The organism is Streptomyces sp. WMMB 714 (assembly GCF_900090125.1).
Taxonomy (GTDB): domain Bacteria; phylum Actinomycetota; class Actinomycetes; order Streptomycetales; family Streptomycetaceae; genus Streptomyces; species Streptomyces daqingensis.
In genome coordinates, this window is the sequence record NZ_FMHJ01000001.1 from 385,284 (window position 1) to 410,865 (window position 25,582).

The window sequence follows — 25,582 nt, forward strand, 5'->3', positions numbered from 1 at the left end:
TCATGCCTCCTTCGGGTCGGTGCTGACGGCGTACGAGCGGCGGCCGCGGCGCAGCGGGGGCTTGGCGCCGAGCCTCGTCGGGTCAAGGCCGGACCAGGGATGGCCGCTGGAGAAGAACTTTCCTCGGGCCAGCACCGTCATCAGGGGCTTGGTGAAGAAGAAGACCACGACGACGTCGAGAAGCGTGGTGAGGCCGAGCGTGAACGCGAAGCCCTGCACCTTTCCGACGGTGACGATGAAGAGCACCGCCGCCGCGAGGAACGAGACGAAGTCGGAGACCAGGATCGTGCGCCTGGCGCGGGGCCAGCCCCGTTCGACGGCGGGCCGGAGCGTGCGGCCCTCGCGGATCTCGTCCCGGATGCGTTCGAAGTACACGATGAACGAGTCCGCGGTGATACCGATCGCGACGATCGCACCGCAGACCGCGGGCAGGTTCAGCGCGAAGCCGATGGCCGGACCGAGCAGCGACATGAGCGTGTAGGTGAGCACCGCAGAGACGAGGAGGCTGAGGATCGCGATGAGCGACAGCCCGCGGTAGTACGCCACGAGGTAGATGATCACCAGCGCGAGGCCGATGGCACCCGCGATGAGACCGGCCTTGAGCTGATCGCTGCCGAGGGCCGCGGTCACCGTCGTGACGTCGGACTCCTCGAAGGTCAGGGGAAGGGCGCCGTAGCTGAGGATGTTGCCGAGCTCCTCGGCGGACTCCTGGGTGAAGCTGCCGGAGATCTCGGCGTTCGCCGTCAGCCGCTGGTCCACGGACGGGGCGGAGACCACTTCGCCGTCCAGCGCGATCGCGAACTGGTTCTGCGGCTGCTGCTTCTTGCTCAGCTCGCCGGTGGTGTCGCCGAAGTTCTTCGACCCCTTGTCGTCGAACGACATGGTGACGATCCACTGGCCGCGCTTCTGGTCGAACTGGGCCTTTGCGTCGGTGACGTTCTTGCCGTCGACCCCGACGGGGCCCAGCACGTACTTGAGCCTCTGCTTGGCGTCGCAGGCGATGATCGGCTTGTCCTGCTCCGTCGCCGCGGCCTGCTCACTCGTCCTGGCCCGCTGCTCCTTGGTGTTGCACTGGGCCTTCGCGAGCTTCTTGGCCAACTCCGGGGTGACGCCCGGAGGCTGCTGCTGCGGCGGGGTCGTGGGAGGCTTCGTCTGGTCGGGCTTGGGAGAGGGCTTGTCGTCGTCCGCCGGCGCGGCCCGCAGGTCGTCCGTCACCGCACGGCCCTGCTCGCCCTTGTCGCCCTGCTCGGCCTTGTCGCCCTTCCCGTCCTTCTTGCCGCCCGACTCTGAGGGCGAGGGCTTGGGCTGCGGCGTGGACGGCGCGTAGGTCAGAACGGGACGGAAGGCCAGCTTGGCGGTCGTGCCGACCTGCTCACGGGCCTGCTTCTCGTTCGTCCCCCGGGGGATGTTGGCGATGATGTGCCGGTCGCCCTGGGTCTGGACCTCGGCCTCGGAGACACCCAGACCGTTCACGCGCCGCTCGATGATGCCCACGGCGGTCTTCATGTTGGTCGGGTTGATCGCGTCGGCCTTGCCGGGCTGGTTCTTGGCTTCGAGCGTGATGCTCGTGCCCCCGGCTAGGTCGATGCCGAGCCGGGGAGTGGTGTGCCCGGAGAGGAACATGCCCCCGGTCAGACCCCCCAAGACCAGCAGGATCAGAATCAGCGAGCGCCCCGGCTTCCCGTGGGCGCCCGGGCTCCTGCGGCCCTTCTTCGGTGCTGCCACCTTCTCGTCTCTCCTGTCCCAACCGCCGGTGCCGGCCCAGGAGTCGAGTCGGGCCGCCACGCGGCGCACAAATGGTCTTCGGACATGCTCCGCCGCCGGGCCCGGTCACCGGCCCGGCGGCGCCGACCTTACTCCGAGCCGGACTCGCCCTTGCGCTTGACGTCACCGGACTTCTCGTCAGTCGTGGCCGCGGCGTCCTTCGAACCGCTCTCGGCGGTGTCGTCGGCGTCGTCGTCGGCCTCGGACTTGGCGAAATCCACCTTCGAGTCGTCGGAGGAGGAATCGTCCGAGGTCAGGGAGGAGGCGTCGTCCGGAACGACCGACTTTCCGATCTCGAGGTCGTCCGGAGTGGCGTTCACGATCCGGTCGAACTCGTCGGCCTCCAGGACGGCGCCCACGGCGTTCTTCGCGAAGAGCGCGTGCGTACCGGGAGCAATCTCAAGGAGGACCGTGTCATCGCGGATCTCCTTGACGGTGGCGTACATGCCCCCGATGGTCCGGACGCCGGTGCCGGGCTGCATCGAGTCCCGCATCTGGGCGGCCTGACGCTGCTTGTTCTTTGCGGACCGGGTCATCAGGAACATGGCCCCGATGAGCACGATGAAGGGGAGGAGAGTAACGATATTCACGGCGGAAGAATGTCCTTCACACGACCGCGTTTCAGCGGCCAAGATTTCGGGGTGGGCGCGCCGCACCTACGAGGAACGACGTCGGCGGAGTCTAAGCGAGCCCTCGCCGATGGAACAACGTCAAGCATGGCACTGGGGTTCCTGAGCGCGCGAGTATCTGCCCGGTCACGCTCCGAACAACCCCTGTTGTCCCGTTCCGCCCGGTGACTGCGGCGGATTCTGCGGGGGCCGCGGCATGTCCAGGTGGTCCCATGCCGCCGGTGTGGCGATGCGGCCCCGCGGAGTACGGGCGAGCAGGCCCTCGCGTACGAGGAACGGCTCGGCCACTTCCTCAACAGTCTCACGCTCCTCGCCGACCGCGACGGAGAGCGTCGAGAGACCGACAGGCCCGCCGCCGAACAGCTTCAGCAGAGCGGTCAGCACGGCCCGGTCGAGCCGGTCCAGGCCCCGCTCGTCGACCTCGTACACGCCCAGGGCCCGGGAGGCGATGTCCCGGTCGACGGAGCCGTCGGCCTTGACCTGGGCGTAGTCCCGGACGCGGCGCAGCAGGCGGTTGGCGATGCGGGGCGTGCCCCGGGAGCGCCCGGCGATCTCGGCGGCACCTTCGGCGTCGATCTCGACGTCGAGCAGCCGGGCCGAGCGGTGCACGACCTGCTCCAGCTCGTGCGGTTCGTAGAACTCCATGTGCGCGGTGAAGCCGAACCTGTCGCGCAGCGGCGGCGGCAGCAGGCCGGCGCGGGTGGTGGCGCCGACGAGGGTGAACGGCGGCAGTTCCAGGGGGATCGCCGTTGCTCCGGGGCCCTTTCCGACGATCACGTCGACGCGGAAGTCCTCCATCGCCATGTAGAGCATCTCCTCGGCGGGACGGGACATCCGGTGGATCTCGTCGAGGAAGAGCACCTCTCCCTCCTGGAGCGAGGAGAGGATCGCGGCCAGGTCGCCCGCGTGCTGGATGGCCGGGCCGGAGGTGATGCGGATCGGCGCGGCCATCTCCGCCGCGATGATCATGGACAGGGTCGTCTTGCCCAGCCCCGGTGCGCCCGAGAGCAGTACGTGGTCGGCCGTACCGTTGCGCTGCCGCGCGGCCTTCAGCACGAGGTCGAGCTGCTCGCGCACCTTGGGCTGACCGATGAACTCGCCCAGTTCCTTCGGGCGCAGGGCCGCCTCGACGGCGCTCTCCTCGCTGTCCGCCTCGGGGCCGACGAGACGGTCCGCTCCGGCCTCCGACCCGGCGCCCGGACCCGCCGCGAATTCCTCGTTCCCGTCCCTGCTCATGACCGCCTCTGCCGCATCCGCGTGTGCACGTACCTGATCCGTCCGCCCTGCGAAGGGCGCACCGCCCGGTTCACCGCGCCCGGTTCAGCGTCTGCAGGGCCGCGCGCAGCAACTGCGGTACGGGCGGCTCCGTCCCGGAAGCAGCCGCGGCCTCCGCCTGCGGCGCGACGGCGGCGACCGCCTCGTCGGCCTCCCGCGTGGCATACCCCAACCCGACGAGCGCCGCGTGGAGTTGGCTTCGCCAGCCCCCGCCGGGAGCTGAGGTCCCGCCCCGGGCGGCGAGTTGGCCGCCGGCGCCCGGAACGGGCTCGCCCAGACGGCCCTTCAGCTCCAGGAGCAGCTTCTGTGCGCCCTTCTTGCCGATGCCCGGCACGGCGGTCAGCGCCTTCTCGTCCCCTTCGGCGACGGCCAGGCGCAGGGCGTCCGGTGAATGCACGGCGAGCATGGCCTGCGCGAGCCGGGGGCCGACGCCGCTGGCGGTTTGCAGCAACTCGAAGGTCTGGCGCGCGTCGTCGTCCGCGAAGCCGTACAGCGTCAGCGAGTCCTCGCGGACGACGAGGGACGTGGCCAGTCTGGCGTGCTTGCCGACGCGCAACTGCGCCAGCACGTCCGGCGCGCACTGGACCGACATGCCGACGCCGCCGACCTCTATCACCGCGGTGTCCGGCCCCAGGGCGGCGACAGGTCCGGAGACGAAGGCGATCATCGGCTGGTGCCTTTCGGAGCTCGGGTGGAGGCGTCCGCCGCCGCTGCGGCGGCAGTCGAACGTGCGGCGGCCTGCCGGGTACCGCCCGGCGCACCGGAAGCGGGCGCCCGGCCCGCGGCGTGCTGCGCGTGGGCCTGCTGGAGGCGGTTGAGCCGCTGCTGCACCGGTGCGCGCCAGATGTGGCAGATGGCGAGCGCGAGCGCGTCGGCCGCGTCGGCGGGCTTCGGCGGGGCGTCCAGCCGGAGCAGCCTGGTGACCATGGCGCCGACCTGCGCCTTCTCCGCGCTTCCCGAGCCGGTGACCGCCGCCTTCACCTCGCTCGGCGTGTGCAGCGCGACGGGCAGGCCCCGGCGCGCCGCGCAGAGCATGGCGACGGCGCTGGCCTGGGCTGTGCCCATCACCGTACGCACGTTGTGCTGGCTGAACACCCGCTCCACGGCGACCGCTTCCGGACTGTGCGCGTCAAGCCATTCCTCCACGCCCCGCTCGATGAGGACGAGGCGTTCGGGGATCTCCAGGTCCGCTCCCGTGCGTACGACCCCGGCCGCGTGCATCGTCAGCGGCCGTCCGGCGACGCCCTCGACGACGCCGATCCCGCAGCGGGTCAGTCCCGGGTCGACACCGAGCACACGCACCCAGGTCCTCCTCGTTCGCCTTCGGGTCTTCAGGCTTCTCCCAGCAGTCCCCGCAGGCTATCGGCAGGTACCGACAACGACGCGGGGGCCGCAGCGGAGCGGGCAGGTGAAACCCCCTCGGCGGGAGGCCGGGGCAGCGGGCGCACGCGCGGCGGGCTGACGAGGGGATCGTGCTGCGGCTCCGGCCTCCCCGCACGGGCGGCCGGAGCCCCGGGCGCCGGAAGGGCCCAAGTGCGCCGTCAGGCGTCGACCTTGGCCATGACGTCGTCCGCCACATCGAAGTTGGCGAAGACGTTCTGTACGTCGTCGCTGTCCTCCAGCGCGTCGATCAACTTGAAGATCTTGCGGGCGCCTTCCTCCTCCAGCGGCACCTGCACGCTGGGCAGGAAGCTGTTGTCGGCCGACTCGTAGTCGATGCCGGCGTCCACGAGTGCCGTGCGGACGGCGACGAGGTCGGTCGCCTCGCTGATGACCTCGAAGTTCTCGCCCAGGTCGTTGACTTCCTCGGCCCCGGCCTCGAGCACCGCGCCGAGCACGTCGTCCTCGGAGAGCCCGTCCTCCCCCTTCGGGACGATCACGACGCCCTTGCGGTTGAAGAGGTAGGAGACGGAGCCGGGGTCGGCCATGGAGCCGCCGTTGCGCGTCATGGCGACACGCACGTCCGACGCCGCGCGGTTGCGGTTGTCGGTGAGGCATTCGATGAGCACGGCCACACCGTTCGGGCCGTAGCCCTCGTACATGATCGTCTCGTAGTCGGCGCCGCCCGCCTCCAGGCCGGCGCCCCGCTTCACCGCGCTGTCGATGTTCTTGTTGGGCACCGAGCTCTTCTTGGCCTTCTGGATGGCGTCGTAGAGAGTCGGGTTCCCCTCGGGGTCGGCTCCGCCCGTGCGGGACGCGACCTCGATGTTCTTGATCAGCTTGGCGAAGAGTTTGCCGCGCTTGGCATCGATCACGGCCTTCTTGTGCTTGGTGGTTGCCCACTTAGAGTGGCCGGACACAGCCTCGCTCCTTCGACGTCACCGACATGAACCAACGCGGAGATCCTACCGTCAGCGGCTCAGCGCGCCGACCGCCCCGCGTTCCGCACCGTTCGTCCCCGCTTCCGCGGCATGGACTCGCGCGGACTCCCCGTACGGCGCCCCGGCGACGGGATCAGGCGAGGGCGTCGCGCACCATGTCCACGAAGAGGGCGTGGACCCTGTGGTCTCCGGTGAGTTCGGGGTGGAAGGAGGTCGCCAGCAGGCGGCCCTGGCGTACGGCGACGGGGTGCCCGTCATAGACGGCCAGCGTCTCGGCCCGCGCGCCGGTCGACTCCACCCACGGCGCCCTGATGAAGACGCCCTCGACCGGGCCGCCCTTGACGCCGCGCACCTCCAGCGGAGCCTCGAACGACTCGTTCTGCCGCCCGAACGCGTTGCGCCGCACGATCATGTCGATGCCGCCGACGGTCTCCTGGCCCGAGCGCGGGTCGAGGATCTTGTCGGCGAGCATGATCATCCCTGCGCACGAGCCGTAGGCGGGCATGCCCGCGTGCACGCGCTCGCGCAGCGGCTCCATCAGGCCGAAGGCGATGGCCAGTTTGGACATCGTGGTCGATTCGCCGCCGGGGAGGACCAGTGCGTCGGCGTCCGCCAGCTCCTCGGGACGCCGCACGGCACTCACCTCGGCGCCGGCTGCGGAGAGCGCGGCGAAGTGTTCGCGTACGTCGCCCTGGAGGGCGAGGACGCCGACCTTGGGAGTGCTCACGGCTTGATGCCTCTCGTACGGTGCTGCTGCGGTGAGGCCGGCACCCGGCCCCGGCCGAAGACGCTGCGGCGCACGGGACCGGGTGCTGACTCGACGGCGGGAGGGCCCGCGGTGCTGTTACCAGCCGCGCGAGGCGTAGCGCTCGCCCTCGGGCAGCGTGTCGCAGTTGATGCCGACCATCGCCTCGCCGAGTCCGCGGGACGCGTCGGCGATGATCTTCGGGTCGTCGTAGAAGGTGGTGGCCTTCACGATGGACGCGGCGCGCTTCGCCGGGTCGCCCGACTTGAAGATGCCGGAGCCCACGAAGACGCCCTCGGCGCCCAGTTGACGCATGAGCGCCGCGTCGGCGGGGGTGGCGACGCCGCCGGCGGAGAAGAGCACGACGGGCAGCTTGCCCAGCTCGGCGACCTCCTTCACCAGCTCGTACGGCGCGCGCAGCTCCTTCGCCGCGGCGTACAGCTCGTGGTTGTCGAGCGCCTTGAGCTTGCCGATCTCGCCCCTGATCTGCCGCATGTGGCGGACGGCCTCGACGATGTTGCCGGTGCCCGCCTCGCCCTTGGAGCGGATCATGGCCGCACCCTCGGCGATCCGGCGCAGCGCCTCTCCGAGGTTCGTGGCGCCGCAGACGAACGGGGTCGTGAAGTCGAACTTGTCGCTGTGGTTGACCTCGTCGGCCGGGGTGAGGACCTCGGACTCGTCGATGTAGTCGACGCCGAGGGCCTGCAGGATCTGCGCCTCGACGAAGTGGCCGATGCGCGACTTGGCCATCACGGGGATCGAGACGGCCTCGATGATCCCCTCGATCATGTCGGGGTCGGACATCCGCGCGACGCCGCCGTGCTGGCGGATGTCGGCGGGGACCCGCTCGAGGGCCATGACCGCGACGGCGCCCGCGTCCTCGGCGATCTTCGCCTGCTCGGGCGTCACGACGTCCATGATCACGCCGCCCTTGAGCTGCTCGGCCATACCGCGCTTGACGCGCGCGGTGCCGGTCTCGGGCCCCGGGGCGGGGGTGGCGGGGGACTCGGAAGACGGGGTGGACACGCTATGACCTCACTCGACGCGAAAGTACGACAGGACCATGGTAGGTCCGCTGAATACACGGTCACCGAAAGGGGTGGCCTTGGAAAAGGGCCAATTCCGGTGCAGTGGCCTGCACGACGCAGCCGCCGCACCCGATGCCGCCTCGCACACGCCGGCCCGCCGCACCGGCGCCGCGGCCGCCTTCCCGGCCCAAGTCGGCTGTCAGGGAGCCCCGTTGCCCCGGTCCGCGAGTGCGGGCGGCGGCTCGTCGTCCATCTCGAAGGCCAGCGGGAAGGGCGCGTAGCCCGCCAGCCGCAACCACCGGACCGTGCGGTGGCGGCGCAGCGCACGCGCGGCCCGTACCGCGTCGTTGTGGAACCGCCGCGCCATCGGCACCCGCCGCACCGCGGCTGCCAGCTCGCCGGCCGCGTCCTCCCCGCCGGGCGCCGCGCGCACGGCGTCGACCTGGGCGCTCTCGTCGAAGACGGCACGCAGCGCCTGGCTCAGCTCGCTCTCGGCGACCTCCCGCTGGTCCTCCTCGGCCTGCCTGGCGTCGTGCGCGGCCTGGTAGAGGACCATCGAGGCCGCCGGGTCCAGCACGCCGGCGGTCGCCAGCTCCTGCGCGATGGAGGCGCGGCGCAGCAGCTGCGCGTCGAGGGCGGCCTTGGCGGCGTCGATACGGGCGTGCAGCCGGTCCAGGCGGCCCGCCGTCCAGCTGAGGTAGACGCCGATCAGGAGCACGGCGACGGCGAGGAGGATCAGGGTGGTCGTGGTGGGCATCGCTCCGGTGTTCTTCCAGGTTCTGTCTGACGAATGGCCTCGTACGTCCGTCGGGACGTGGGTTGCGGTGTCCGATGCGTGCGATCGCGAGGCGGAGCAGGAGAGCGCGGCGGGCCGCGCCGACGATCGACCGGCGCAGCGTGGGCGCGTGCCAGGTGCCGCCGCCCGGACGGGAGTTGCCGGACAGAGCTTAGGTCCTCAGCCGGCTCGTGCCGTCCGTCGGAGCTGCTTCCGGCCCCTGCTGGAGCAGCCGTGCCGGCCGGCGGCCTGCCCGCCTGCCGCTCTTCCCGCGCACCTCTGCCCCGTCCGGTGTCAGTCCCGCGCGGCCAGCCCGAAGCGGGCGCGCAGTCCGATGCGCTCGTCGGGGGCGACGGCGGCGGCGCCGTCGGCGACCGTCTCGTAGACGGCGAGGACGTCGGCGCCGACGGTGTCCCAGTCGAACCGGCGTACGTGCCTGCTGCCGTAGGCGCGCAGCTCCTCGCGCCGCGCCGCGTCGCCCAGCAGCCGCACCGCGGCCTCGGCGAGGCCCCCGGCGTCCTCCGTCACGAAGAGCTCCCCGGCCTCTCCCCCGTCGAGGACCTGCGTGAAGGCGTCCAGGTCGCTGGCCAGCACCGGCGCCCCCGCGGACATCGCCTCGACGAGGATGATCCCGAAGGACTCCCCTCCCGTGTTCGGCGCCACGTACAGGTCGACGCTGCGCAGCAGCCGCGCCTTGTCCTCGTCGCTGATCATGCCGAGGAACTCCACGCGCTCACGCATGGGTGCGGGCAGCCCCTCGACCGCTTCCTTCTCGTCGCCGCGTCCGGCGACGAGGAGCCTGGTCTCCGGCAGCGCCTCCAGGATGCGCGGGAAGGCGTCCATCAGGACGGGGAGTCCCTTGCGCGGCTCGTCGATACGGCCGATGAAGCCGATCGTGCCGCCCTGCCACTCGGCTTTGGGTTCGGCGCGGGCGAAGAAGTCGACGTCCACGCCGTTGGGGATCACCACCGCGTCCCCGCCGAGGTGTTCGACCAGGGTCCGCCGTGCGTACTCGCTCACCGCGATGCGAGCGCTGATCTTCTCCAGCGCGGGCTGCAGGATCGGGTACGCCGCGATCATCGCCCTGGAGCGGGGGTTCGAGGTGTGGAACGTCGCGACGATGGGGCCCTCCGCCGCCCAGCAGGCGAGCAACGCGAGGGAGGGCGTGGCGGGTTCGTGGATGTGCAGCACGTCGAAACGGCCGTCGTGCACCCAGCGCCGCACCCTCGCCGCGGACAGGAAGCCGAAGTTGAGCCGGGCGACGGAGCCGTTGTACGGCACGGGCACGGCCCGTCCCGCCGAGACGACGTACGGCGGCAGCGGGGTCTCGTCGTCCGAGGGCGCCAGCACGGACACCTCGTGGCCGAGGCCCGTCAGATGCTCCGCGAGGTCGCGGACGTGGAACTGGACGCCGCCGGGCACGTCCCAGGAGTACGGGCAGACGATCCCGATCCTCATGCCTCCCGGTCCTCCTTCGGCGGCGCCGCGACGCCGTCGCCCCCCGTACCGGCCGCGCCCGCCGCACGGGTCTCTCCCTCGCGTCCGGAACCGTCGGGTTCCGGGAAGTCGGAGAGCCACAGACGCTGCAACATGTGCCAGTCCTCCGGGTGTTCGGCGATGCCCTCCTCGAAGCAGCGCGCCACGGCCTGCGTCATCACCGCCGTCTTCTCCTCGCGCGTGCCCTCCGCGGGCACCTCGACGGGCGGGTACACGCGTCCCCGCAGGACCGGCGGCCCCTCGTACCAGAGGGTGACGGGGAGCAGCAGCGCACCGGTCTGCTGCGCGAGCAGGGCGGGCCCGGCGGGCATGCGCGTACGTTCACCGAAGAACGTGACCCCGACGCCGGACGCGGACAGGTCGCGGTCCGCCACCAGGCACACCAGGCCGCCGTCCCGCAGCCGCCGTGCGAGCGTCCCGAAGGCGGCGCCGCCGGAGTGCGGCAGCACCTCCATGCCCAGGCTCTCGCGGTAGGCGACGAAGCGGTCGAAGAGCGAGGCGGGCTTCAGGCGCTCCACGACGGTGCTGAAGGGCGTCTTGAGGCCCGCGGTGACGTACGCGCCGGCCAGATCCCAGTTCGCCAGGTGCGGCAGGGCGAGGATGACGCCCCTGTCGGACGCGATGCCGTCCGTCAGCCGGTGCAGGTCGGTGATCCGCACGCTTTCCCTTATGCGCTCCCCGCTCCACGAGGGCAGGCGGAAGGCCTCCATCCAGTACCGCAGGTAGGAGCGCATGCCCGCGCGGGACAGCTCGTGCAGCCGCTCGGGAGTCGCGTCGGGTACCACGCGGGCGAGGTTCGCCTCGAGCTGGCGTACGCCCCGGCCGCGCCGCTTCCAAGCGATGTCCGCGATGCGCTGCCCCAGGGCCGCCGCGGCGGGCTCGGGAAGCCTGCGCACGGAGGCCCAGCCCAAGCCGTACAGGGAGTCCGTCAGCTGTTCGCGGGCGGTGCTCACGCCGTGCCCGTCCCTTCTGCCTCGGCGGCTTCCGCGGCCTCCCGGCGGACGGTCACGACCCGCTGCCCCAGCGTCACGAGGCTGCCGAGCGCGACGATCCACAGCGAGACGGGCAGAAGGATCTCGATGTGCGGCACGCCGAACTTGGCGAGTCCGGAGAACCCGGTCAGCACGAGCGTGATGACGAGCCGTTCCGCCCGTTCCACCAGCCCGTTCACGGCGACCGGCAGTCCGATGCTCTCGCCGCGCGCCTTGGTGTAGGAGACGACCTGCCCGCTGGCCAGGCAGAAGATGGCGACGGCGCACATCAGCACGTCGTCGCCTCCGCCCGCGTACCACAGGGCGATGCCGCCGAAGACGGCCGCGTCCGCGACGCGGTCGAGCGTGGAGTCGAGGAAGGCGCCCCAGCGGCTCGAACGGCCAAGCTGCCGTGCCATGTTGCCGTCGACGAGGTCGGAGAAGACGAAGAGCGTGATGACGACGGTGCCCCAGAAGAACTCGCCCAGCGGGTAGAAGACCAGCGCGCCCGCCACCACCCCGCCCGTGCCGATCAGGGTGACCGTGTCGGGGCTCACTCCCAGGCGCAGCAGCAGGGCGGCGAACGGAGTGAGGACACGCGTGAAGAACGCACGCGCGTACTTGTTCAGCATGGTTGTCCCGAAGTTCGACGGCTCCGGTGACGGATGCGGGCCACCGGGGAGCCCATCGTAGTCAGCCTCGCGAGGGCTCAAGTCCACGGACCCGCAGCACCTTGGAGCGGCGCGCACGGGCGCTCTGCGGGCCGGCGGCCCCGGGAGACCGGAAGCCGCATGGCCGGCCCGTCACCGGTGACGCTGAGTCGCACCGCCCTCGCTGCCTGCGCTGCCGGCTGCGCCTCGTGAGCGGCAGGGTGGCGGACGGTGACGCGCCGCGGGCCTTCTCCGCCGCTGCCGGAAGGCCGTTCCGGCCCCCGCTCCCCCGCTCCCGTCCTGGTCCGAATCGCCCCCTGCGTCACGTATGGACGCATGCTGGCAGCGGTGGAAAGCTCGAAGTACCGCGGTCACCGCGACGGACCCGGAAGTGTCGACCGGAAGGCGGGACACATGGGCGACAAGGCGAGTGCACACCCCGGAGCCGCCGGCAGGGCGGTGGCGGCCGGCCATCCGTCCGAACTGCGCAACGTGGTACTGGTCGGCCACAGCGGATCGGGCAAGACCACCCTCGTGGAGGCGCTGGCCCTGGCTTCCGGGGCGGTGAAGAGAGCGGGCAGGGTCGAGGACGGCGCCTCGCTCTCGGACTACGACGAGATAGAGCACCGTCAACATCGTTCGGTGCAGCTCTCCCTGGTGCCGGTCGAGTGGAACGGCATCCGGATCAACGTACTGGACACTCCTGGATACGCCGACTTCGTCGGGGAGTTGAGGGCCGGTCTGCGGGCAGCGGACGCGGCCCTCTTCGTCGTCTCGGCCGCGGACGGCGTGGACGGCGCCACCCGCCTCGTCTGGGACGAGTGCGCCGCCGTCGGGATGCCGCGCGCCATCGTGGTCACCCATCTCGACGCCTCACGCGCCGACTTCGAGGAGATGGTCGACACCTGCCGGCGGGTCTTCGGCGGCGACGACCCCGACGCCGTCCTGCCGCTCTACCTCCCGCTGCGCGGCGAGCAGGGGGCCGACGGCCACGCGCCCGTCCAGGGCCTCATCGGGCTGCTCTCCCAGCGGATCTTCGACTACTCGTCGGGAAAGCGCACCGAGCGCGACCCCGACCCCGCCCAGCTGCCGCTGATCGAGGACGCCAGGAGCCGCCTCATCGAGGGGATCATCGCCGAGAGCGAGGACGAGTCCCTGATGGACCGGTACCTCGAAGGCGGCGACTGCGACATCAAGACCCTCATCGCGGACCTGGAGAAGGCCGTGGCCCGGGGCGTCTTCCACCCCGTGCTCGCCGCCGCACCGGCCGCCGGCGGCAGCACGCAGGGGCTCGGCACCGTCGAGCTGCTGGAGCTGATCACCGGCGGCTTCCCGACGCCGCTGGAGCGCGAGATCCCCGCCGTCACCACGCCGGAGGGCAAGCCCCGGCCGGCGCTCACCTGCGACCCGGAGGGGCCGCTGGCGGCGGAGGTCGTCAAGACCAGCTCGGACCCGTACGTGGGACGCGTATCGCTCGTCCGGGTCTTCTCCGGCACGCTGCGCCCCGATCAGACGGTCCACGTCTCCGGCCACGGGCTGGAGGACCGCGGCCTCGAGGGCCGGGAACTCCATGAAGCGGACGAGCGCGTGGGCGCCCTGTCCGCGCCCTTCGGCAAGCAGCAGCGGCCGCTGCCGAAGGCGGTCGCCGGGGATCTCGCCTGCGTGGCGAAGCTGTCGCGCGCGGAGACCGGCGACACCCTGTCCGGCAAGGACGATCCGCTGCTGATGGAGCCGTGGGCCATGCCCGATCCGCTGCTGCCTGTCGCCATCCAGGCGCACAGCAAGGCGGACGAGGACAAGCTCTCGCAGGGCCTGGCGCGGCTCGTCGCCGAGGACCCCACGATGCGGCTGGAACACGACTCCGGCACCGGACAGCTCGTCCTGTGGTGCCTCGGCGAGGCCCACATGGGCGTCGCCCTGGAGCGGTTGCGCAGCCGGTACGGCGTGAACGTCGACTCCGTGCCGCACAAGGTGTCCCTGCGGGAGACCTTCGCCGAGGAGGCCGCGGGGCGGGGACGGCACGTCAAACAGTCGGGCGGGCACGGCCAGTTCGCGATCTGCGAGATCACCGTGGAACCGCTGCCCGGCGGTTCGGGCATCGAGTTCGTCGACAAGGTGGTCGGAGGCGCGGTGCCGCGGCAGTTCATACCCTCCGTCGAGAAGGGCATCAGGGCGCAGGCCGCCAAGGGCGTCGCCGCCGGACATCCCCTGGTCGACTTCCGCGCGACGCTGCACGACGGCAAGGCGCACTCGGTGGACTCCTCCGACGCCGCCTTCCAGATGGCCGGCGCGCTGGCGCTGCGCGAGTGCGCGTCAAAGGCCCGCATCCACCTGCTGGAACCCGTCGCGGAGCTGGGCGTGACGGTGGCGGACGAGTACGTCGGATCGGTGATGAGCGACCTGTCCGGACGGCGCGGAAAGGTCTCCGGCACGGAGCAGGCGTCCGAAGGCCACACGCTCGTACGGGCGTTGGTCCCCGAGATCGAGATCAGCCGCTACGCCGTGGAGCTGCGCTCGCTCTCCCACGGGACGGGCCGTTTCACGCGCTCCTACGCCTGCCACGAACCGATGCCGCAGCAACTGGCGAGCAAGATCCTGGAAGCGGCCCAGAACGGCGGCTGATCACCGCTACGCTGGGAAAAGACGCGTGAATAAGTGTGCCGGCCACGGCAGTTGGGAATGTGCCGTGGTCGGCGCGTACGTGGGCACGGCAGCGTCGCGGACGTGCGGCCGTGGGGGCACGCGCAAGGCGAGGCATAGCGAAGTGGGGGCTCAGTGGCCGGATTCGAGGACTTCGAAGGGATCGAGGCCGCGTCGGACTTCAGTCCCGGAGCCCAGGTACCGCTCTCGGGCTCGGGCGGCCAGACGGCCGCGACTCAGGCACTCGCGTCGGCCGCCTACCGCGACACCGAGATGAAGGGCCTCATCGAGGCGAACAGCGAAGCCAAGGTCAAGGCGCCCCGCCTGTCGCTCTTCGAGCCGAACCTGGGCGAGGCGTTCTCCCGTGCCGTGCAGGTGCGGCTGCTCGGCGGCGCCCGCAAGGCGCTCATCCAGTCCTTCGGCATCGAGCCGCAGACGGTCGTCGAGCACTGCCTCGCGGCCACCAGGATCCGCAAGGACCGCGACACCCGGCTGACCGTCATCATGTCGATCTTCGGGGTGCTCTTCCTCCCCGGCACCCTTCTCTGGCTACTGGCCTTCCAGTTGCGCCGCGCCCTCGCGGGCTCGCAGAACAAACGCGTGGGCGCCTTCGGCGTCGCGGCGATGGTCGCGCTGGGCGGGCTCGCCGTGCTCTTCGTGCTCAAGCTGCCCTTCACCGGGGTGCTCGCCCTCTACCTGCGGGGGATGCTGATCGCGCCCATCGTCGGCTGGCTGTGGGCGAAGCAGGTGTGCGAGCGCTCCGCGAAGCTGCTGCGCGGCCAGTGGGAGCAGCTGCTGGGAGGCGGCGGCGTCGGCGCCAAGATCCCCGAGGCAGTGCCGCAGGACCCGGGCGACGCGGGCGCGGAGCGCATCCGCCTCGGCCTGGCGAAGCTCAGCGCCGAGCAGGCCAGCAACCTCGTCTACTACGCGGGCCCCAAGGGGATACTGGGCATGGGCACCCGGTGGGGAAGCTGGCAGCTCGCCGAGGAGCTCGTTCCCGCCAAACCCGGCTCCGACATCAACCCCTTCCGCAGCTGGGACGTGATCCGCGCGATCTCCGACCAGCTGCGCATGCTGGAGCGGGGCCCCCTGCACACCGGCGGCTTCCCCCGGCCCTCCATACGCCACTGGATCGTCTCCCCCATCGGTGAGGGCGCCAAGGAGGTCAAGCGGCCCGAAGGCCAGGAGGTCGAGGGTTACCGCATCAAGGACTTCGAGATACAGCGCATCTGCAACGAGCAGCAGTTCGGCAGCGGCAACCGCCACTACCTGGGTGTCCAGTTCGTGCTCTGGGACGGCCAGTTGGTGATCACCCTGCTGATCACGGTGACGGTGCTGCACCACACGCTGCGCATCGAAGTCACCGGACACGCGCTCGGCCCCGTCCACCCGCTCTTCACCACGAAGCCGAAGGCGAAGACCAAGGAGGTCTCCAAGAGCGTCAAGTTCTGGGAGACCAAGGAGATCTCACAGCCCCTGGTGGAGGCCCCGGAGGTGGTCCGGCTGGCGGCCCGCGCCCCCTTCACGTGGTTCCCTCCGGTGCTGGACTTCCTCGGCGGCAAGCTGACGCTCCCCGAACCGTTCGGGCTGCGGCACGCCTGGGCGGACAAGCCCTGGCGGCACCGCTTCATGGCGGACGACGCGCTGCGCGCGGCGACTCCCGTACTGCGCGTCGTGCACTCCGCAGCGATGCGCGTACTGGAGGAGAACGGCTGCAACACCGAGCGCTTCGGCGCCCGTTCGCTCGCCCTCAGCGGCCTGGTCCAGGACGCGGAGCCGAGGAAGGCCGACGCCTACGACGCCTGACGCCCGCGACGCGTGTGCCCCGGACCCGTAGGTCCGGGGCACACGCGTACGTGCCGGCAGCCTCCCGGCGCGGGTAGTCGGTCAGCTCTTCCCGAGCCACGCGTCGGCGAGCATCCTGCGCGTCTCGCCGAGAAGCTGGGGCAGCACCCGGGTGTGCCCCACGACCGGCATGAAGTTGGTGTCGCCGCCCCACCGCGGGACGATGTGCTGGTGCAGGTGGGCGGCGATGCCGGCGCCCGCGACGGAGCCCTGGTTCATGCCGATGTTGAAGCCCTGCGCGCCGGACACGGAACGCAGCGTCCTCATGGCGTCCTTCGTGAACTCCGCGAGCTCGCCGGTCTCCTCCGCCGTCAGGTCCGGGTAGTCGGCGACGTGACGGAACGGGACGACCATGAGGTGCCCGCCGTTGTACGGGTAGAGGTTCAGCACCGCGTAGACGTGCTCGCCGCGGGCCAGGACGAGGCCGTCCTCGTCGCTCTTGGCGGGGATGGCGCAGAAGGGGCAGCCGTCTTCAGCGTTGGGACCGGTGGGCTTGTTCTCGCCCTGGATGTAGGCCATGCGGTGCGGTGTCCACAGGCGCTGGAACGCGTCCGGCGTTCCGACCCCGATCTGCTGTTCCGGCTCGCTCGTCATGCGGGCCAGCATAGAACTTCCGCGGTACGGCGCGGGGCCCCAGGGTGACCCTGGGGGCCCGCGCAGCGCAGCTCGGGAACGTGAAGGAACGCAGGCGTCCGGGCGGCGTCCCCGGGGCCGCCGCGGACCCTATGCGCGGCGCTCGACGGCGTCCAGCAGCTCCGCGACCGCCTCGTTCTGCGGCACGCCGTTCTTCTGGGAGCCGTCCCGGTAGCGGAAGGAGACCGCGCCGGCCGAGACGTCCTCGTCCCCCGCGATGATCATGAAGGGGACCTTGGCCTTCTGGGCGTTGCGGATCTTCTTCTGCATCCGGTCCGAGGAGGAGTCGACCTCGATGCGGAGGCCCTTCTTCTTCGCCTCGGCGGCGAACTCCTCCAGATACGGCACGTGCGTGTCGCCGATCGGGATGCCCACTGCCTGCACGGGGGCGAGCCACGCCGGGAACGCCCCCGCGTAGTGCTCCAGCAGGACGGCGAAGAAGCGCTCGATGGAGCCGAAGAGCGCGCGGTGCAGCATCACCGGCTGCTGCCGGGAGCCGTCGGCCGCGGTGTACTCCAGGCCGAACCGCTTGGGCTGCTGGAAGTCGACCTGGAGGGTGGACATCTGCCAGGTCCGGCCGATGGCGTCCTTGACCTGCACGGAGATCTTCGGCCCGTAGTAGGCGGCACCGCCCGGGTCCATCACCAGTTCCAGGCCCTGCTTGCCGGCGGCCTCCCGCAGCGTCCGGGTGGCCTCCTCCCACTCCTCCGGCTCACCGATGAACTTGGGGTTGCCCTCCTCGCGGGTGGACAGCTCCAGGTAGAAGTCGCTGAGGCCGTAGTCGCGCAGCAGGTTCAGCACGAAGGTCAGCAGGCTGTCGAGCTCGTCCGCCATCTGCTCCTTGGTGCAGTAGATGTGCGAGTCGTCCTGCGTGAACCCCCGCGCACGGGTCAGGCCGTGCACGACGCCTGACTTCTCGTAGCGGTAGACCGTCCCGAACTCGAAGAGCCGCAGCGGCAGTTCGCGGTACGAACGCCCCCGCGCCTTGAAGATCAGGTTGTGCATCGGGCAGTTCATGGCCTTCAGCCGGTAGTTCTGCCCGTCGAACTCCAGGGGCGGGAACATCGACTCCGCGTAGTTCGGCAGGTGCCCCGAGGTCTCGAAGAGCTGCTCCTTCGAGATGTGCGGGGTGTTGACGAACTCGTAGCCGGACTCCTCGTGCCGTCGCCGCGCGTAGTCCTCCATCACCTTGCGTACGACGCCGCCCTTGGGGTGGAAGACGGCCAGCCCCGAACCCAGCTCCTCCGGGATGGAGAAGAGGTCGAGCTCGGCGCCCAGCTTGCGGTGGTCGCGCTTCTCGGCCTCGGCGAGGAACTCCAGGTACGCCTTCAGCTCGTCCTTGGTCGGCCACGCGGTGCCGTAGATGCGCTGGAGCTGCTTGTTCTTCTCGCTGCCGCGCCAGTACGCGGCGGCGCTGCGCATCAGCTTGAACGCGGGGATGGCCCTGGTCGTCGGCAGGTGCGGACCGCGGCACAGGTCCTTCCAGCACAGCTCGCCGGACTTGGCGTCCAGGTTGTCGTAGATGGTCAGCTCGCCGGCGCCGACCTCCGCGGAGGCACCCTCGGCGGCCTCGGCGGCGGAGCCCTTCAGTCCGATCAGCTCCAGCTTGTACGGCTCGTCCGCCAGCTCCTCGCGGGCGTCCTCGTCGTTCGTGACGCGACGGGAGAAGCGCTGCCCCTGCTTCTGGATCTGCTGCATCTTCTTCTCGATGAGCTTCAGATCGTCCGGGGTGAAGGGCTCGGCCACGTCGAAGTCGTAGTAGAACCCGTCGCGGACGGGCGGGCCGATGCCGAGCTTCGCCTCGGGGAACAGCTCCTGCACGGCCTGCGCCATGACGTGCGCGGTGGAGTGCCGCAGGATGTCGAGCCCGTCCGGGCTGGAGATCTCGACCGGCTCGACCTCGTCGCCCTCGGCGACCTCGTACGCCAGGTCCTTGAGCTGCCCGGCGACGCGGGCGGCGATGACGGAGCGCTCGCCCTCGAAGAGAGCGGCGGCCGTCGTGCCCGTAGTCACCACGCGCTCTTCCCGCTCGGAATCGCGATGGATGATCACACGGACGTCGGTCACCGGTCTCTCCTGACTCTCAACTGGGGTGCGCCGGCGAATGCCGGGCACGCTCGAATCGTACCGAGCCCGCACCCCGCTCCGCGAAACGGTTTGCGCGCGCTCCCGCACGCTCCCGCCGCGCGTTTCCCCGCTCTCCGGAGCACGCCGGTGATCCGGTACCGGAAGCAGGGGTTGACCGGGGCCGCTCTGCGGTATCAGCTGCGGGGACGCTCCCACGGACGGGAAGTGGTGCCATGACGCCGTGGTACGAAGGGCCGCTCGTCGCACTGACCGTACGCGCCCGGCCGCCGGACCGGCCCGGGGCGGACGCGGAGAGCGGCCCCGACCCCGAACACGACGCGCTGACGGCCGCCGCGCTCGCCGTGCAGCAGTCACCGCACGCCCCCACCGAGGTGCACAGCTGGCCGTCCACGCCCGGCGCACCGGCGGGGCCCGTCGTGGAGGCTGTAGCCAGGAGCCTGGCCGGAGCCGCCGCGGGGCCGCTCGCCGTCGCGCACGCTCCCTACGATCTGACGCTGCTCGACCGCGAGTTGAGACGCCACCGGAACCGCCCCCTGACCGCCTACCTCGGCCACCGCAGCCTGTGCGTCGTCGATCCCGTGCTCCTCGACAGGCGGCTCAACCGCACCGCTGGCCGCCGACGCCTTTCCGACCTGTGCGTGGACTACGGCGTCCCTCTGCGGTGCGGCCCGGAGACCGAACCTCTTGCGGAGCCCCTCACCGATCCCGGGCCCGCCGCCGTCGCAACGTTGGCGCTCGTACGGGCGCTCGGCCGCCACTACGCGCCCCAGCTGGGACGGCTCACGCCTCCGGTACTGCACGCGCTTCAGGCCGTCTGGTACGCCGGTGAGGCCCGCGGTTCCGCCGCCTGGTTCGCGCCGTGCACGCAGTCGAAGAGCTACCCCGCGTGGCCGCTGCGGCCCGTGATCACCGAATGAGCGGCCCGGGCGGACCGCGAAGGCGGCACGCCCGACAACGGCGAAGGCCGGCCCGTCGGTTGACGGACCGGCCTTACGCATCATGTGGGCGATACTGGGTTCGAACCAGTGACCTCTTCGGTGTGAACGAAGCGCTCTTCCGCTGAGCTAATCGCCCGCTCGCGGCACGGGCAGAACCATACAGTGCCGCTCAGTCATCATCCAAACCCCTTCCCAGCCGCCGCTGCAGGCCCCGCCGGCCTGCCCGCATCATCCACGCGTGGTTGGCCCGGAGGAGGGGACGCCCCAGTGGCGTCAGCAGCCTCAGCAGCGGGCTCCGCACCTCCACTTGCTGCTCGTAGACGGCGGTGCTCCCGCCCGGTCCGGCGGCGGAGCGCCCGACCGTCCAGCGCGCCCAGCCCGCCAGGTCGCCGCCGATCTCCATCTCCAGGACCCCGGCAGCCGGATCGCGCCGCGTCCCCCGCCCCGTGATCCACAGGTCGTACGGAAGGAACGAGCGGATACGCGCTCTCCCCTCCGCCTCCGGCCCGCCCTCCGCGTCGCGGACCTCCTTCACCTGCGGCCACCACGCGGGGTACTCCTCGCCCCGTTCGAGCACGGCGAAGACCCGCTCCGGCGGCGCGGAAAGGCGCCACACGCTCCGGAACCGGAACCTGTACAGCTTCGAGTCCATGGGCGCTCCAGTCCCCCGCATCCCGGGTCCGCAACCCACTCCCCTTCGCGGCGGCCGACCCGCCTCGCCCTCACCGAGCCCCGCCCCGAATTTCCGCCGCACACCGCCAGTTCGCCCATTCGGCACGAAGACCATTCCCAAGTTCTCGCCGCCCGGGGCGAATTCCGTCCATGGGGAGACCTCGGGAAAACGGAAGAGGACCGGCCGGCGGAATGCGGCACGGCCGAAGGTATGCGCATACGAAAACCGGGGTGCTGCCTTTCGGCTCGCACCCCGGAGTGATCCGCGGGAAGTGGGCGATACTGGGTTCGAACCAGTGACCTCTTCGGTGTGAACGAAGCGCTCTTCCGCTGAGCTAATCGCCCGCTGCGCGCACAAGATTACCGCATGTCAGCGGGTGCTGATGACCCGGTCGGCGGAGCCTGGCCGTCACCGCCGCCCGGCCTCCCGCTTGAGCTGCCTCCGCTCCTCCCTGCGGACCTTCCACCAGTGCGACCACTCCCTCACCTGGCGCTTCGTCCAGCGCAGCACACGCTGCGCCCAGGGGAACTCGGTCGCCCACAGGCCGATGCCCGCGAAGATGATCAGCCAGCCCGGACCCGGCAGCGGGAGCAGCACGATGCCGCCGCCCACGACCGCCAGCCCGAGCACGAAGATCACCACACGCCAGCTGAGGTGGAGGGGTCGCGATGCCTTGATGAACCTCGGGGCGCGAGACCCCAAAGGCTTCTCGTCACGCTCTGCGCACATGCTGCCAACCTAACCGACGCGCCGGGGGTCACCGGAATAGCCGTACGCCCCAGAAAGGCGACAGGCCATATCAAGGGCTGCATTACTGGCAAAACGGTCAGAGGGGTTTACAACCGACGAGTACGTGGCATGTCGATTTCGCCGACGTGCGAACCCCCGAGCGCACACTGAGCGAAAGGCCCTGGCGCTTATGAACACCACGGTCAGCTGCGAGCTGCACCTGCGCCTCGTTGTTTCGAGCGAGTCATCACTGCCGGTACCCGCGGGGCTGCGGTACGACACGGCCGATCCCTACGCCGTCCACGCCACCTTCCACACCGGCGCCGAGGAGACCGTCGAGTGGGTCTTCGCCCGCGATCTCCTCGCCGAGGGGCTGCACCGCCCCACAGGCACCGGTGACGTCCGTGTATGGCCGTCGAGGAGTCACGGCCAGGGCGTGGTCTGCATCGCTCTCAGCAGCCCTGAGGGCGAGGCTCTGCTCGAGGCCCCGGCGCGGGCCCTGGAGTCCTTCCTCAAGCGAACCGACGCGGCCGTGCCGCCCGGCACCGAGCACCGCCACTTCGACCTCGACACAGAGCTCTCCCACATCCTCGCGGAGAGCTGAGCCGCCCACCTGTCCGCGCAGCCGTCCGACTCGGGGCGACGGCTGCGCCTCCCTCGGCCGTGACCGGCACGTACGACGCCGTCACCGCCGGGACCTCCCAGCACAACCGGGAGGCCTCGGCGATGGCGGCGTCGTCGTGCCGTGCAGACGCTAGTCTCTGCCCACCGGAACCGCAGGGCAGAACCCGAGGAGCGACCCGTGCAGATCAACCACGACACCCGGTGCGCCCTCGACGACGTGGTCGATCTGATCAACACCGCCGCTGAAGGCGACCGGCCCGATCAGCTCGTCTCCGTCGGCGATCTCGCGGCCTACGTCGAGAGTCACAGCCTCAGCGGACTGGGAACGCTCACGGAGCGCGACCTGGAGGCGGTGCGCTCCGTGCGGGAGCGGTTCGTGAAGGTCTTCGCCGCCGAGGAGGCCCGTACGGCGGCGGAGCTGGTCAACGCGCTGGTGGCCGAGGCGGGCACCACTCCGCAACTGACCGACCACGACGGATACGACTGGCACGTGCACTACTTCGCGCCGGGTGCCTCGGCCGCGGACCACCTCGCCGCCGACGGCGGGATGGCCCTCGCCTTCATCATCGTCTCCGGGGAGCGCGACCGGCTGCGCAGGTGCGCCGCGCCGGGCTGCGGGCGCGCCTTCATCGACCTCTCCCGCAACCGCTCGCGGCGTTACTGCGACAGCCGTACATGCGGGAACCGGCTGCACGTGGCCGCCTACCGGGCACGGCAGAGGGAGTCCGCGCACACCGCTCGCGGCTGAGGCATGGCGCCGCGGTCCGCGCGGCAGGCTCACAGCAGGAAGAGGTCGTAGACCCCGGTCACGGCCAGGAGCAGAGCGATCACCGCCAGGAACAGCATCAGCGGCGGCTGGGAGATCGCGTAGAGGCAGCCTTTCGCCTCGGCCAGCTGCGTCAGTTCGCGCTGGTGGTCCTGGAAGTCGTGCAGGACGGGGACGGCAGGGGCGGTCGCGGCAGGCGCGGAGGTCGGCTCTTCGAGCTCGGCCGGAAAATTCGGCGTCATGTCCATCTCGCGGTGATGATGACGCAGCCGGCACCCCTGAAGAAGGTCAACACGCCCACGCGACGGTGGAGTTGCCGAGACTTCCGATACTCGTGCGGCAGACGTGGTACAGGCGGCCGGTCTTGCGTGTGTGCAGCGTGGCGGCGGGTGTCGGATTCCGTGCTTCTTGAGGATCGCCTCGATGTCGGAGAAGCCTGACGTCAGGGCGTCGACCTGAAGTTTCTGCGGGCCGTTTCACCCACGCCGGGAACCCGCGTCCCTGGCGTCGGGTGTTACCAGGGGTATCTCCGGTTGATGGGAGGGCCTCGTCTTCCAGGCGGCTCCCACGAACTCGCCCCGGGAGAGCCTGCGGCGTGGGTAGCTGCCGCGGCCTCACTCGGGGGCCGCACCAGTGTCTCATCTAAGACGCTTTCCGTGCGCATCCCCGGCCGCCGCCGCGAACCGCCGACGGTGCCCGCGACTGGGCTTTGATCACGACTGCCGGAGGTGTGGTCTCGTGGTCGTTCCGTTGCCTCGGCCAACTTGACGGCAGATACGGGCCCTTGGCCGCCCGAACCGCTGATGCGACGGGCTCCGAGCGGTCGTTCCGCCGTGGCCGGATTCGAGACCGACCGCGTGATCGGTGACCCGGCCGAGCAACGCCGGTCGACCTCCGTCACCCCCGTCGTCGAGGGGTCGCGGCCCCACCGGTCGGGGCAGAAGCCCGGCTCGTGAAGGAGTCGAGAGCGTCAGATTCCGTGCTTCTTGAGGATCGCCTCGATGTCGGAGAAGTCGTCCCCTCCGGCGTCGGAGGCGGGCTTCTTCCCCCGGGCGGCGGGCTCAGGGCCGCTGCCTGTGCCAGTCCTGCCGGCCGTGGACGCCGGCGGGCCGCCGAGGGCGGGCGCGCCCGCGGTGCCGGAGGCGGCCGCCTGGGACCTCTCCGCGCGGGCCGCGGCCCGGCGCTCCTTGCGGCCGGGGCTGTTGCGCCCCGCCAGGCGCCCGATGACGTACAGCACGAAGGCGACCGCCAGCACCGCGAAGCCGGCCCAGACCGTGGGATCCAGCACGAGGTCCGCCGCCCAGCCTCCGACCGCCTTGACGATCTTCCCGCCCAGGCCGACGAGGCCGGCCATCGCCAGTCCGATGGGCACGAGCGCGATCGCGGCGATGCGGGTGGCGGCGGCGAAACGCCGACGGAAGGCCGTCAGGAAGGCGACGGCCAGGCCGGCCGCGGAGAGGGCGGCGCAGACGGTCGTGGTGAGCATGCCTCCAGTCTGCTACGAGCAGCAGGTGGGAAGCCATGCCTGCAGCTCGATTCAGGGAGATCTCGGGGTCCGGAGCGGTCCGCGCGGCTGAGAGACTGTCCGCATGGACGACGCCGCCTCCCGCCCCGTGCTCGACTACTGGTGCGAGCTGCAGTGCCCCGACTGCCACAAGGCGCAGCACGACCTGGACGTGCTGCGCGAGCGGTACGGAGAGCGGCTGGAGATCCGGCTGCGGCACTTCCCTCTGGAGAAGCACAAGCACGCCTACGCCGCTGCCCAGGCCGCCGAGGAGGCCTACGAGCAGGGCAAGGGCGACGAGTTCGCCGCCGCCGTGCTGGAGCGCCATTCCGAGCTGGCCTCGCGGGGCGAGGCCCTGCTGCTCGACGTTGCCCGCGAACTCGGCCTGGACGCTGAGGAGTTCGAGACCGCACTCATCGACGGGCGCCACCTGCTGATGGTCGACGCCGACCAGGCCGAGGGGAAGGCGATCGGCGTGACGGGCACGCCCACGTACGTCATCGCGGGCCGTCGGCTGGACGGCGGGAAGAGCCAGGAAGGGCTGCGGGAGCAGATCGAGGAGATCGCGGACGGTCTGCTGGAGGGCGGACGGAACTGAACGCTCACAGCAGCGGCTTGAAGAAGTGGAGCTCCACCGGGCGGTAGCCGAGTGAGGAGTACAGGTTCAGCGCCGGGGTGTTGTACGCGTAGACGTGCAGGCCGAGGATTCCGGCTCCGGAGTCGAGGGCTTCCCGCTCGGCGACCAGCATGAGCGAACGGCCGTGCCCCCGCCCCCGGTACGCCTCGTCGACCTCGACCTCGTACACGTAGGCGCCGGCGTCCCTCCGGGGGCTGCGTTCGAGCTCGACCCACACGACGCCGACCTCCTCGCCGTCGTGGACGAGCACGCGGAGGGCGGCGGTCGGGGTGTCGGCGCCCTGGGGGAGCAGACCGTCGAAGGCATCCGCCGCTCTGCGTACCACCTCGTGCGGGGGTACGCCCCGCTCGGCCAGGAGCCGCTGCTGCAGCGGCTGCCCGCGCTCGCGCCAGGCCGGGAACTCCGCCTGCGTCATCGCGCGGTCCTCGCTGCCGGGCGGCAGCCGCGGCCTGTCGCCGAGCTCCTTCAGCAAGCTGCGGCCGCGCTCCTGGTAGCCGAGGCTCCCGGCCAGGCCGAGAGCGGCGTGCGCATCGGCGGGGATGCTCGTCTCCACGCGGTTGCAGCCCCATCGGCGGAGCACTTCCTCGGCGGAGAGCGCGGCCACCGCGCCGCGTCCACGCCGCCGCTCCGCGTCGTCGACCGCGAGGCGGACGACGCGGCCCGTGGTGGGCCCCTTCTGCGGGTCTGTGCTCAGCTTCAGGGAGCCGACAGGACGGCTGTTGACGCAGATGTCGTAGCAGCGGGAGCGGACGCCTTCGGCGTCGAACTGCTCGGGGCCCGTGGGGCGCAGCGTGGTGGTCACGGTCGAGTTCTACCCGCGCACGGCGCCCGGCGTCACCGTATCGGCCGC

General features: G+C 71.0%; 25 protein-coding genes and 2 tRNA genes. 6 read left to right on the forward strand and 21 right to left on the reverse strand.

From position 1 onward, the window contains the following. The 12 genes from secD to pgsA form a co-directional block, all read right to left on the reverse strand. The gene (secD, locus tag H181DRAFT_RS01470; protein ID WP_045862283.1) at window positions 1-1,725 is read right to left on the reverse strand and encodes a protein translocase subunit SecD; all 1,725 of its coding nucleotides are present in this window, start codon (window positions 1,723-1,725) and stop codon (window positions 1-3) included. 128 nt (window positions 1,726-1,853) lie between these two features. Continuing rightward, window positions 1,854-2,354 carry a preprotein translocase subunit YajC gene (gene yajC, locus H181DRAFT_RS01475; protein WP_045862284.1) on the reverse strand — a complete coding sequence of 167 codons (501 nt, stop codon included), beginning with the start codon at window positions 2,352-2,354 and terminating at the stop codon, window positions 1,854-1,856. Between the two features lie 165 nt (window positions 2,355-2,519). Beyond that, complete coding sequence (ruvB, locus tag H181DRAFT_RS01480) at window positions 2,520-3,629, reverse strand: Holliday junction branch migration DNA helicase RuvB (RefSeq protein WP_045862285.1); 1,110 nt, start codon at window positions 3,627-3,629, stop codon at window positions 2,520-2,522. 70 nt (window positions 3,630-3,699) lie between these two features. Beyond that, complete coding sequence (ruvA, locus tag H181DRAFT_RS01485) at window positions 3,700-4,335, reverse strand: Holliday junction branch migration protein RuvA (RefSeq protein ID WP_045862286.1); 636 nt, start codon at window positions 4,333-4,335, stop codon at window positions 3,700-3,702. Then, window positions 4,332-4,970 carry a crossover junction endodeoxyribonuclease RuvC gene (gene ruvC / locus H181DRAFT_RS01490; protein WP_078895406.1) on the reverse strand — a complete coding sequence of 213 codons (639 nt, stop codon included), beginning with the start codon at window positions 4,968-4,970 and terminating at the stop codon, window positions 4,332-4,334. Before ruvC ends, ruvA begins: the two co-directional genes overlap by 4 nt. 239 nt (window positions 4,971-5,209) lie before the next feature. Further along, window positions 5,210-5,968, reverse strand: coding sequence for a YebC/PmpR family DNA-binding transcriptional regulator (locus H181DRAFT_RS01495; RefSeq protein WP_045862287.1), 759 nt, complete (start codon window positions 5,966-5,968; stop codon window positions 5,210-5,212). A gap of 154 nt (window positions 5,969-6,122) precedes the next feature. Then, window positions 6,123-6,716: a pyridoxal 5'-phosphate synthase glutaminase subunit PdxT gene (gene pdxT, locus H181DRAFT_RS01500; RefSeq protein ID WP_045862288.1), complete on the reverse strand. Its 594-nt coding sequence runs from the start codon at window positions 6,714-6,716 to the stop codon at window positions 6,123-6,125. Between the two features lie 117 nt (window positions 6,717-6,833). Continuing rightward, complete coding sequence (gene pdxS, locus H181DRAFT_RS01505; RefSeq protein ID WP_045862289.1) at window positions 6,834-7,760, reverse strand: pyridoxal 5'-phosphate synthase lyase subunit PdxS; 927 nt, start codon at window positions 7,758-7,760, stop codon at window positions 6,834-6,836. A 201-nt stretch (window positions 7,761-7,961) separates the two neighbouring features. Continuing rightward, window positions 7,962-8,519 carry a membrane protein gene (locus H181DRAFT_RS01510; protein ID WP_045862290.1) on the reverse strand — a complete coding sequence of 186 codons (558 nt, stop codon included), beginning with the start codon at window positions 8,517-8,519 and terminating at the stop codon, window positions 7,962-7,964. Window positions 8,520-8,831: 312 nt separating this feature from the next. Continuing rightward, a complete protein-coding gene (locus tag H181DRAFT_RS01515; protein WP_045862291.1) occupies window positions 8,832-9,995 on the reverse strand; it encodes a glycosyltransferase family 4 protein in 1,164 nt (387 codons plus the stop codon). Continuing rightward, window positions 9,992-10,987, reverse strand: a complete 996-nt coding sequence (locus H181DRAFT_RS01520; protein ID WP_045862292.1) for a phosphatidylinositol mannoside acyltransferase — start codon at window positions 10,985-10,987, stop codon at window positions 9,992-9,994. The genes H181DRAFT_RS01515 and H181DRAFT_RS01520 overlap by 4 nt, the downstream gene beginning before the upstream one ends. Then, window positions 10,984-11,637, reverse strand: a complete 654-nt coding sequence (gene pgsA, locus H181DRAFT_RS01525; protein WP_045862293.1) for a phosphatidylinositol phosphate synthase — start codon at window positions 11,635-11,637, stop codon at window positions 10,984-10,986. Before pgsA ends, H181DRAFT_RS01520 begins: the two co-directional genes overlap by 4 nt. A gap of 432 nt (window positions 11,638-12,069) precedes the next feature. Between pgsA and H181DRAFT_RS01530 the strand changes: the two genes are divergently transcribed. Further along, entirely contained in the window at window positions 12,070-14,277 is a 2,208-nt protein-coding gene (locus tag H181DRAFT_RS01530) for an elongation factor G-like protein EF-G2 (protein ID WP_045862546.1), read from the forward strand. A 153-nt stretch (window positions 14,278-14,430) separates the two neighbouring features. Further along, complete coding sequence (locus tag H181DRAFT_RS01535) at window positions 14,431-16,101, forward strand: hypothetical protein (RefSeq protein WP_045862294.1); 1,671 nt, start codon at window positions 14,431-14,433, stop codon at window positions 16,099-16,101. Between the two features lie 81 nt (window positions 16,102-16,182). Here H181DRAFT_RS01535 and H181DRAFT_RS01540 read toward each other — a convergent pair whose 3' ends face one another. Both H181DRAFT_RS01540 and thrS read right to left on the reverse strand, forming a co-directional pair. Further along, window positions 16,183-16,746: an HIT family protein gene (locus H181DRAFT_RS01540; RefSeq protein ID WP_045862295.1), complete on the reverse strand. Its 564-nt coding sequence runs from the start codon at window positions 16,744-16,746 to the stop codon at window positions 16,183-16,185. 117 nt (window positions 16,747-16,863) lie between these two features. Beyond that, window positions 16,864-18,840 (reverse strand): threonine--tRNA ligase, encoded by a 1,977-nt coding sequence (thrS, locus tag H181DRAFT_RS01545; RefSeq protein WP_045862296.1) that lies wholly within the window; start codon window positions 18,838-18,840, stop codon window positions 16,864-16,866. Between the two features lie 233 nt (window positions 18,841-19,073). On the opposite strand from thrS, the gene H181DRAFT_RS01550 reads away from it, so the two are divergent. Beyond that, window positions 19,074-19,778 carry a 3'-5' exonuclease family protein gene (locus H181DRAFT_RS01550; protein WP_074467661.1) on the forward strand — a complete coding sequence of 235 codons (705 nt, stop codon included), beginning with the start codon at window positions 19,074-19,076 and terminating at the stop codon, window positions 19,776-19,778. A gap of 85 nt (window positions 19,779-19,863) precedes the next feature. Here H181DRAFT_RS01550 and H181DRAFT_RS01555 read toward each other — a convergent pair. The 4 genes from H181DRAFT_RS01555 to H181DRAFT_RS01570 form a co-directional block, all read right to left on the reverse strand. Continuing rightward, window positions 19,864-19,935: transfer RNA gene (locus H181DRAFT_RS01555), tRNA-Val, on the reverse strand. Window positions 19,936-19,968: 33 nt separating this feature from the next. Next, window positions 19,969-20,451, reverse strand: coding sequence for an SRPBCC family protein (locus H181DRAFT_RS01560; RefSeq protein ID WP_045862297.1), 483 nt, complete (start codon window positions 20,449-20,451; stop codon window positions 19,969-19,971). Window positions 20,452-20,744: 293 nt separating this feature from the next. Then, window positions 20,745-20,816, reverse strand: a tRNA-Val gene (locus H181DRAFT_RS01565). A gap of 64 nt (window positions 20,817-20,880) precedes the next feature. Beyond that, the gene (locus H181DRAFT_RS01570; protein ID WP_045862298.1) at window positions 20,881-21,201 is read right to left on the reverse strand and encodes a TIGR02611 family protein; all 321 of its coding nucleotides are present in this window, start codon (window positions 21,199-21,201) and stop codon (window positions 20,881-20,883) included. A gap of 190 nt (window positions 21,202-21,391) precedes the next feature. Between H181DRAFT_RS01570 and H181DRAFT_RS01575 the strand changes: the two genes are divergently transcribed. Both H181DRAFT_RS01575 and H181DRAFT_RS01580 read left to right on the forward strand, forming a co-directional pair. Continuing rightward, the gene (locus H181DRAFT_RS01575) at window positions 21,392-21,805 is read left to right on the forward strand and encodes an SsgA family sporulation/cell division regulator (protein ID WP_003959770.1); all 414 of its coding nucleotides are present in this window, start codon (window positions 21,392-21,394) and stop codon (window positions 21,803-21,805) included. A 198-nt stretch (window positions 21,806-22,003) separates the two neighbouring features. Next, window positions 22,004-22,573 carry a CGNR zinc finger domain-containing protein gene (locus H181DRAFT_RS01580; RefSeq protein WP_045862299.1) on the forward strand — a complete coding sequence of 190 codons (570 nt, stop codon included), beginning with the start codon at window positions 22,004-22,006 and terminating at the stop codon, window positions 22,571-22,573. 29 nt (window positions 22,574-22,602) lie between these two features. Here H181DRAFT_RS01580 and H181DRAFT_RS01585 read toward each other — a convergent pair whose 3' ends face one another. After that, the gene (locus H181DRAFT_RS01585) at window positions 22,603-22,839 is read right to left on the reverse strand and encodes a hypothetical protein (protein WP_045862300.1); all 237 of its coding nucleotides are present in this window, start codon (window positions 22,837-22,839) and stop codon (window positions 22,603-22,605) included. Window positions 22,840-23,561: 722 nt separating this feature from the next. Beyond that, window positions 23,562-24,077 carry a hypothetical protein gene (locus H181DRAFT_RS01590; RefSeq protein WP_045862301.1) on the reverse strand — a complete coding sequence of 172 codons (516 nt, stop codon included), beginning with the start codon at window positions 24,075-24,077 and terminating at the stop codon, window positions 23,562-23,564. Window positions 24,078-24,180: 103 nt separating this feature from the next. Between H181DRAFT_RS01590 and H181DRAFT_RS01595 the strand changes: the two genes are divergently transcribed. Beyond that, entirely contained in the window at window positions 24,181-24,693 is a 513-nt protein-coding gene (locus H181DRAFT_RS01595) for a DsbA family protein (RefSeq protein WP_045862302.1), read from the forward strand. Window positions 24,694-24,697: 4 nt separating this feature from the next. Here the strand turns inward: H181DRAFT_RS01595 and H181DRAFT_RS01600 are convergent, their stop codons facing one another. Further along, window positions 24,698-25,534 carry a GNAT family N-acetyltransferase gene (locus tag H181DRAFT_RS01600; protein WP_045862303.1) on the reverse strand — a complete coding sequence of 279 codons (837 nt, stop codon included), beginning with the start codon at window positions 25,532-25,534 and terminating at the stop codon, window positions 24,698-24,700. Between the last annotated feature and the right edge of the window lie 48 nt (window positions 25,535-25,582).

Bases quoted from the DNA above. Each gene is read 5' to 3' on its own strand.
- ruvB (WP_045862285.1), bottom strand. From the start codon at position 3,629: ATGAGCAGGGACGGGAACGAGGAATTCGCGGCGGGTCCGGGCGCCGGG.
- ruvA (WP_045862286.1), bottom strand. From the start codon at position 4,335: ATGATCGCCTTCGTCTCCGGACCTGTCGCCGCCCTGGGGCCGGACACC.
- H181DRAFT_RS01510 (WP_045862290.1), bottom strand. From the start codon at position 8,519: ATGCCCACCACGACCACCCTGATCCTCCTCGCCGTCGCCGTGCTCCTG.
- H181DRAFT_RS01515 (WP_045862291.1), bottom strand. From the start codon at position 9,995: ATGAGGATCGGGATCGTCTGCCCGTACTCCTGGGACGTGCCCGGCGGC.
- pgsA (WP_045862293.1), bottom strand. From the start codon at position 11,637: ATGCTGAACAAGTACGCGCGTGCGTTCTTCACGCGTGTCCTCACTCCG.
- H181DRAFT_RS01530 (WP_045862546.1), top strand. From the start codon at position 12,070: ATGGGCGACAAGGCGAGTGCACACCCCGGAGCCGCCGGCAGGGCGGTG.
- H181DRAFT_RS01540 (WP_045862295.1), bottom strand. From the start codon at position 16,746: ATGCTGGCCCGCATGACGAGCGAGCCGGAACAGCAGATCGGGGTCGGA.
- H181DRAFT_RS01550 (WP_074467661.1), top strand. From the start codon at position 19,074: ATGACGCCGTGGTACGAAGGGCCGCTCGTCGCACTGACCGTACGCGCC.
- H181DRAFT_RS01560 (WP_045862297.1), bottom strand. From the start codon at position 20,451: ATGGACTCGAAGCTGTACAGGTTCCGGTTCCGGAGCGTGTGGCGCCTT.
- H181DRAFT_RS01570 (WP_045862298.1), bottom strand. From the start codon at position 21,201: ATGTGCGCAGAGCGTGACGAGAAGCCTTTGGGGTCTCGCGCCCCGAGG.
- H181DRAFT_RS01575 (WP_003959770.1), top strand. From the start codon at position 21,392: ATGAACACCACGGTCAGCTGCGAGCTGCACCTGCGCCTCGTTGTTTCG.
- H181DRAFT_RS01585 (WP_045862300.1), bottom strand. From the start codon at position 22,839: ATGGACATGACGCCGAATTTTCCGGCCGAGCTCGAAGAGCCGACCTCC.
- H181DRAFT_RS01590 (WP_045862301.1), bottom strand. From the start codon at position 24,077: ATGCTCACCACGACCGTCTGCGCCGCCCTCTCCGCGGCCGGCCTGGCC.
- H181DRAFT_RS01595 (WP_045862302.1), top strand. From the start codon at position 24,181: ATGGACGACGCCGCCTCCCGCCCCGTGCTCGACTACTGGTGCGAGCTG.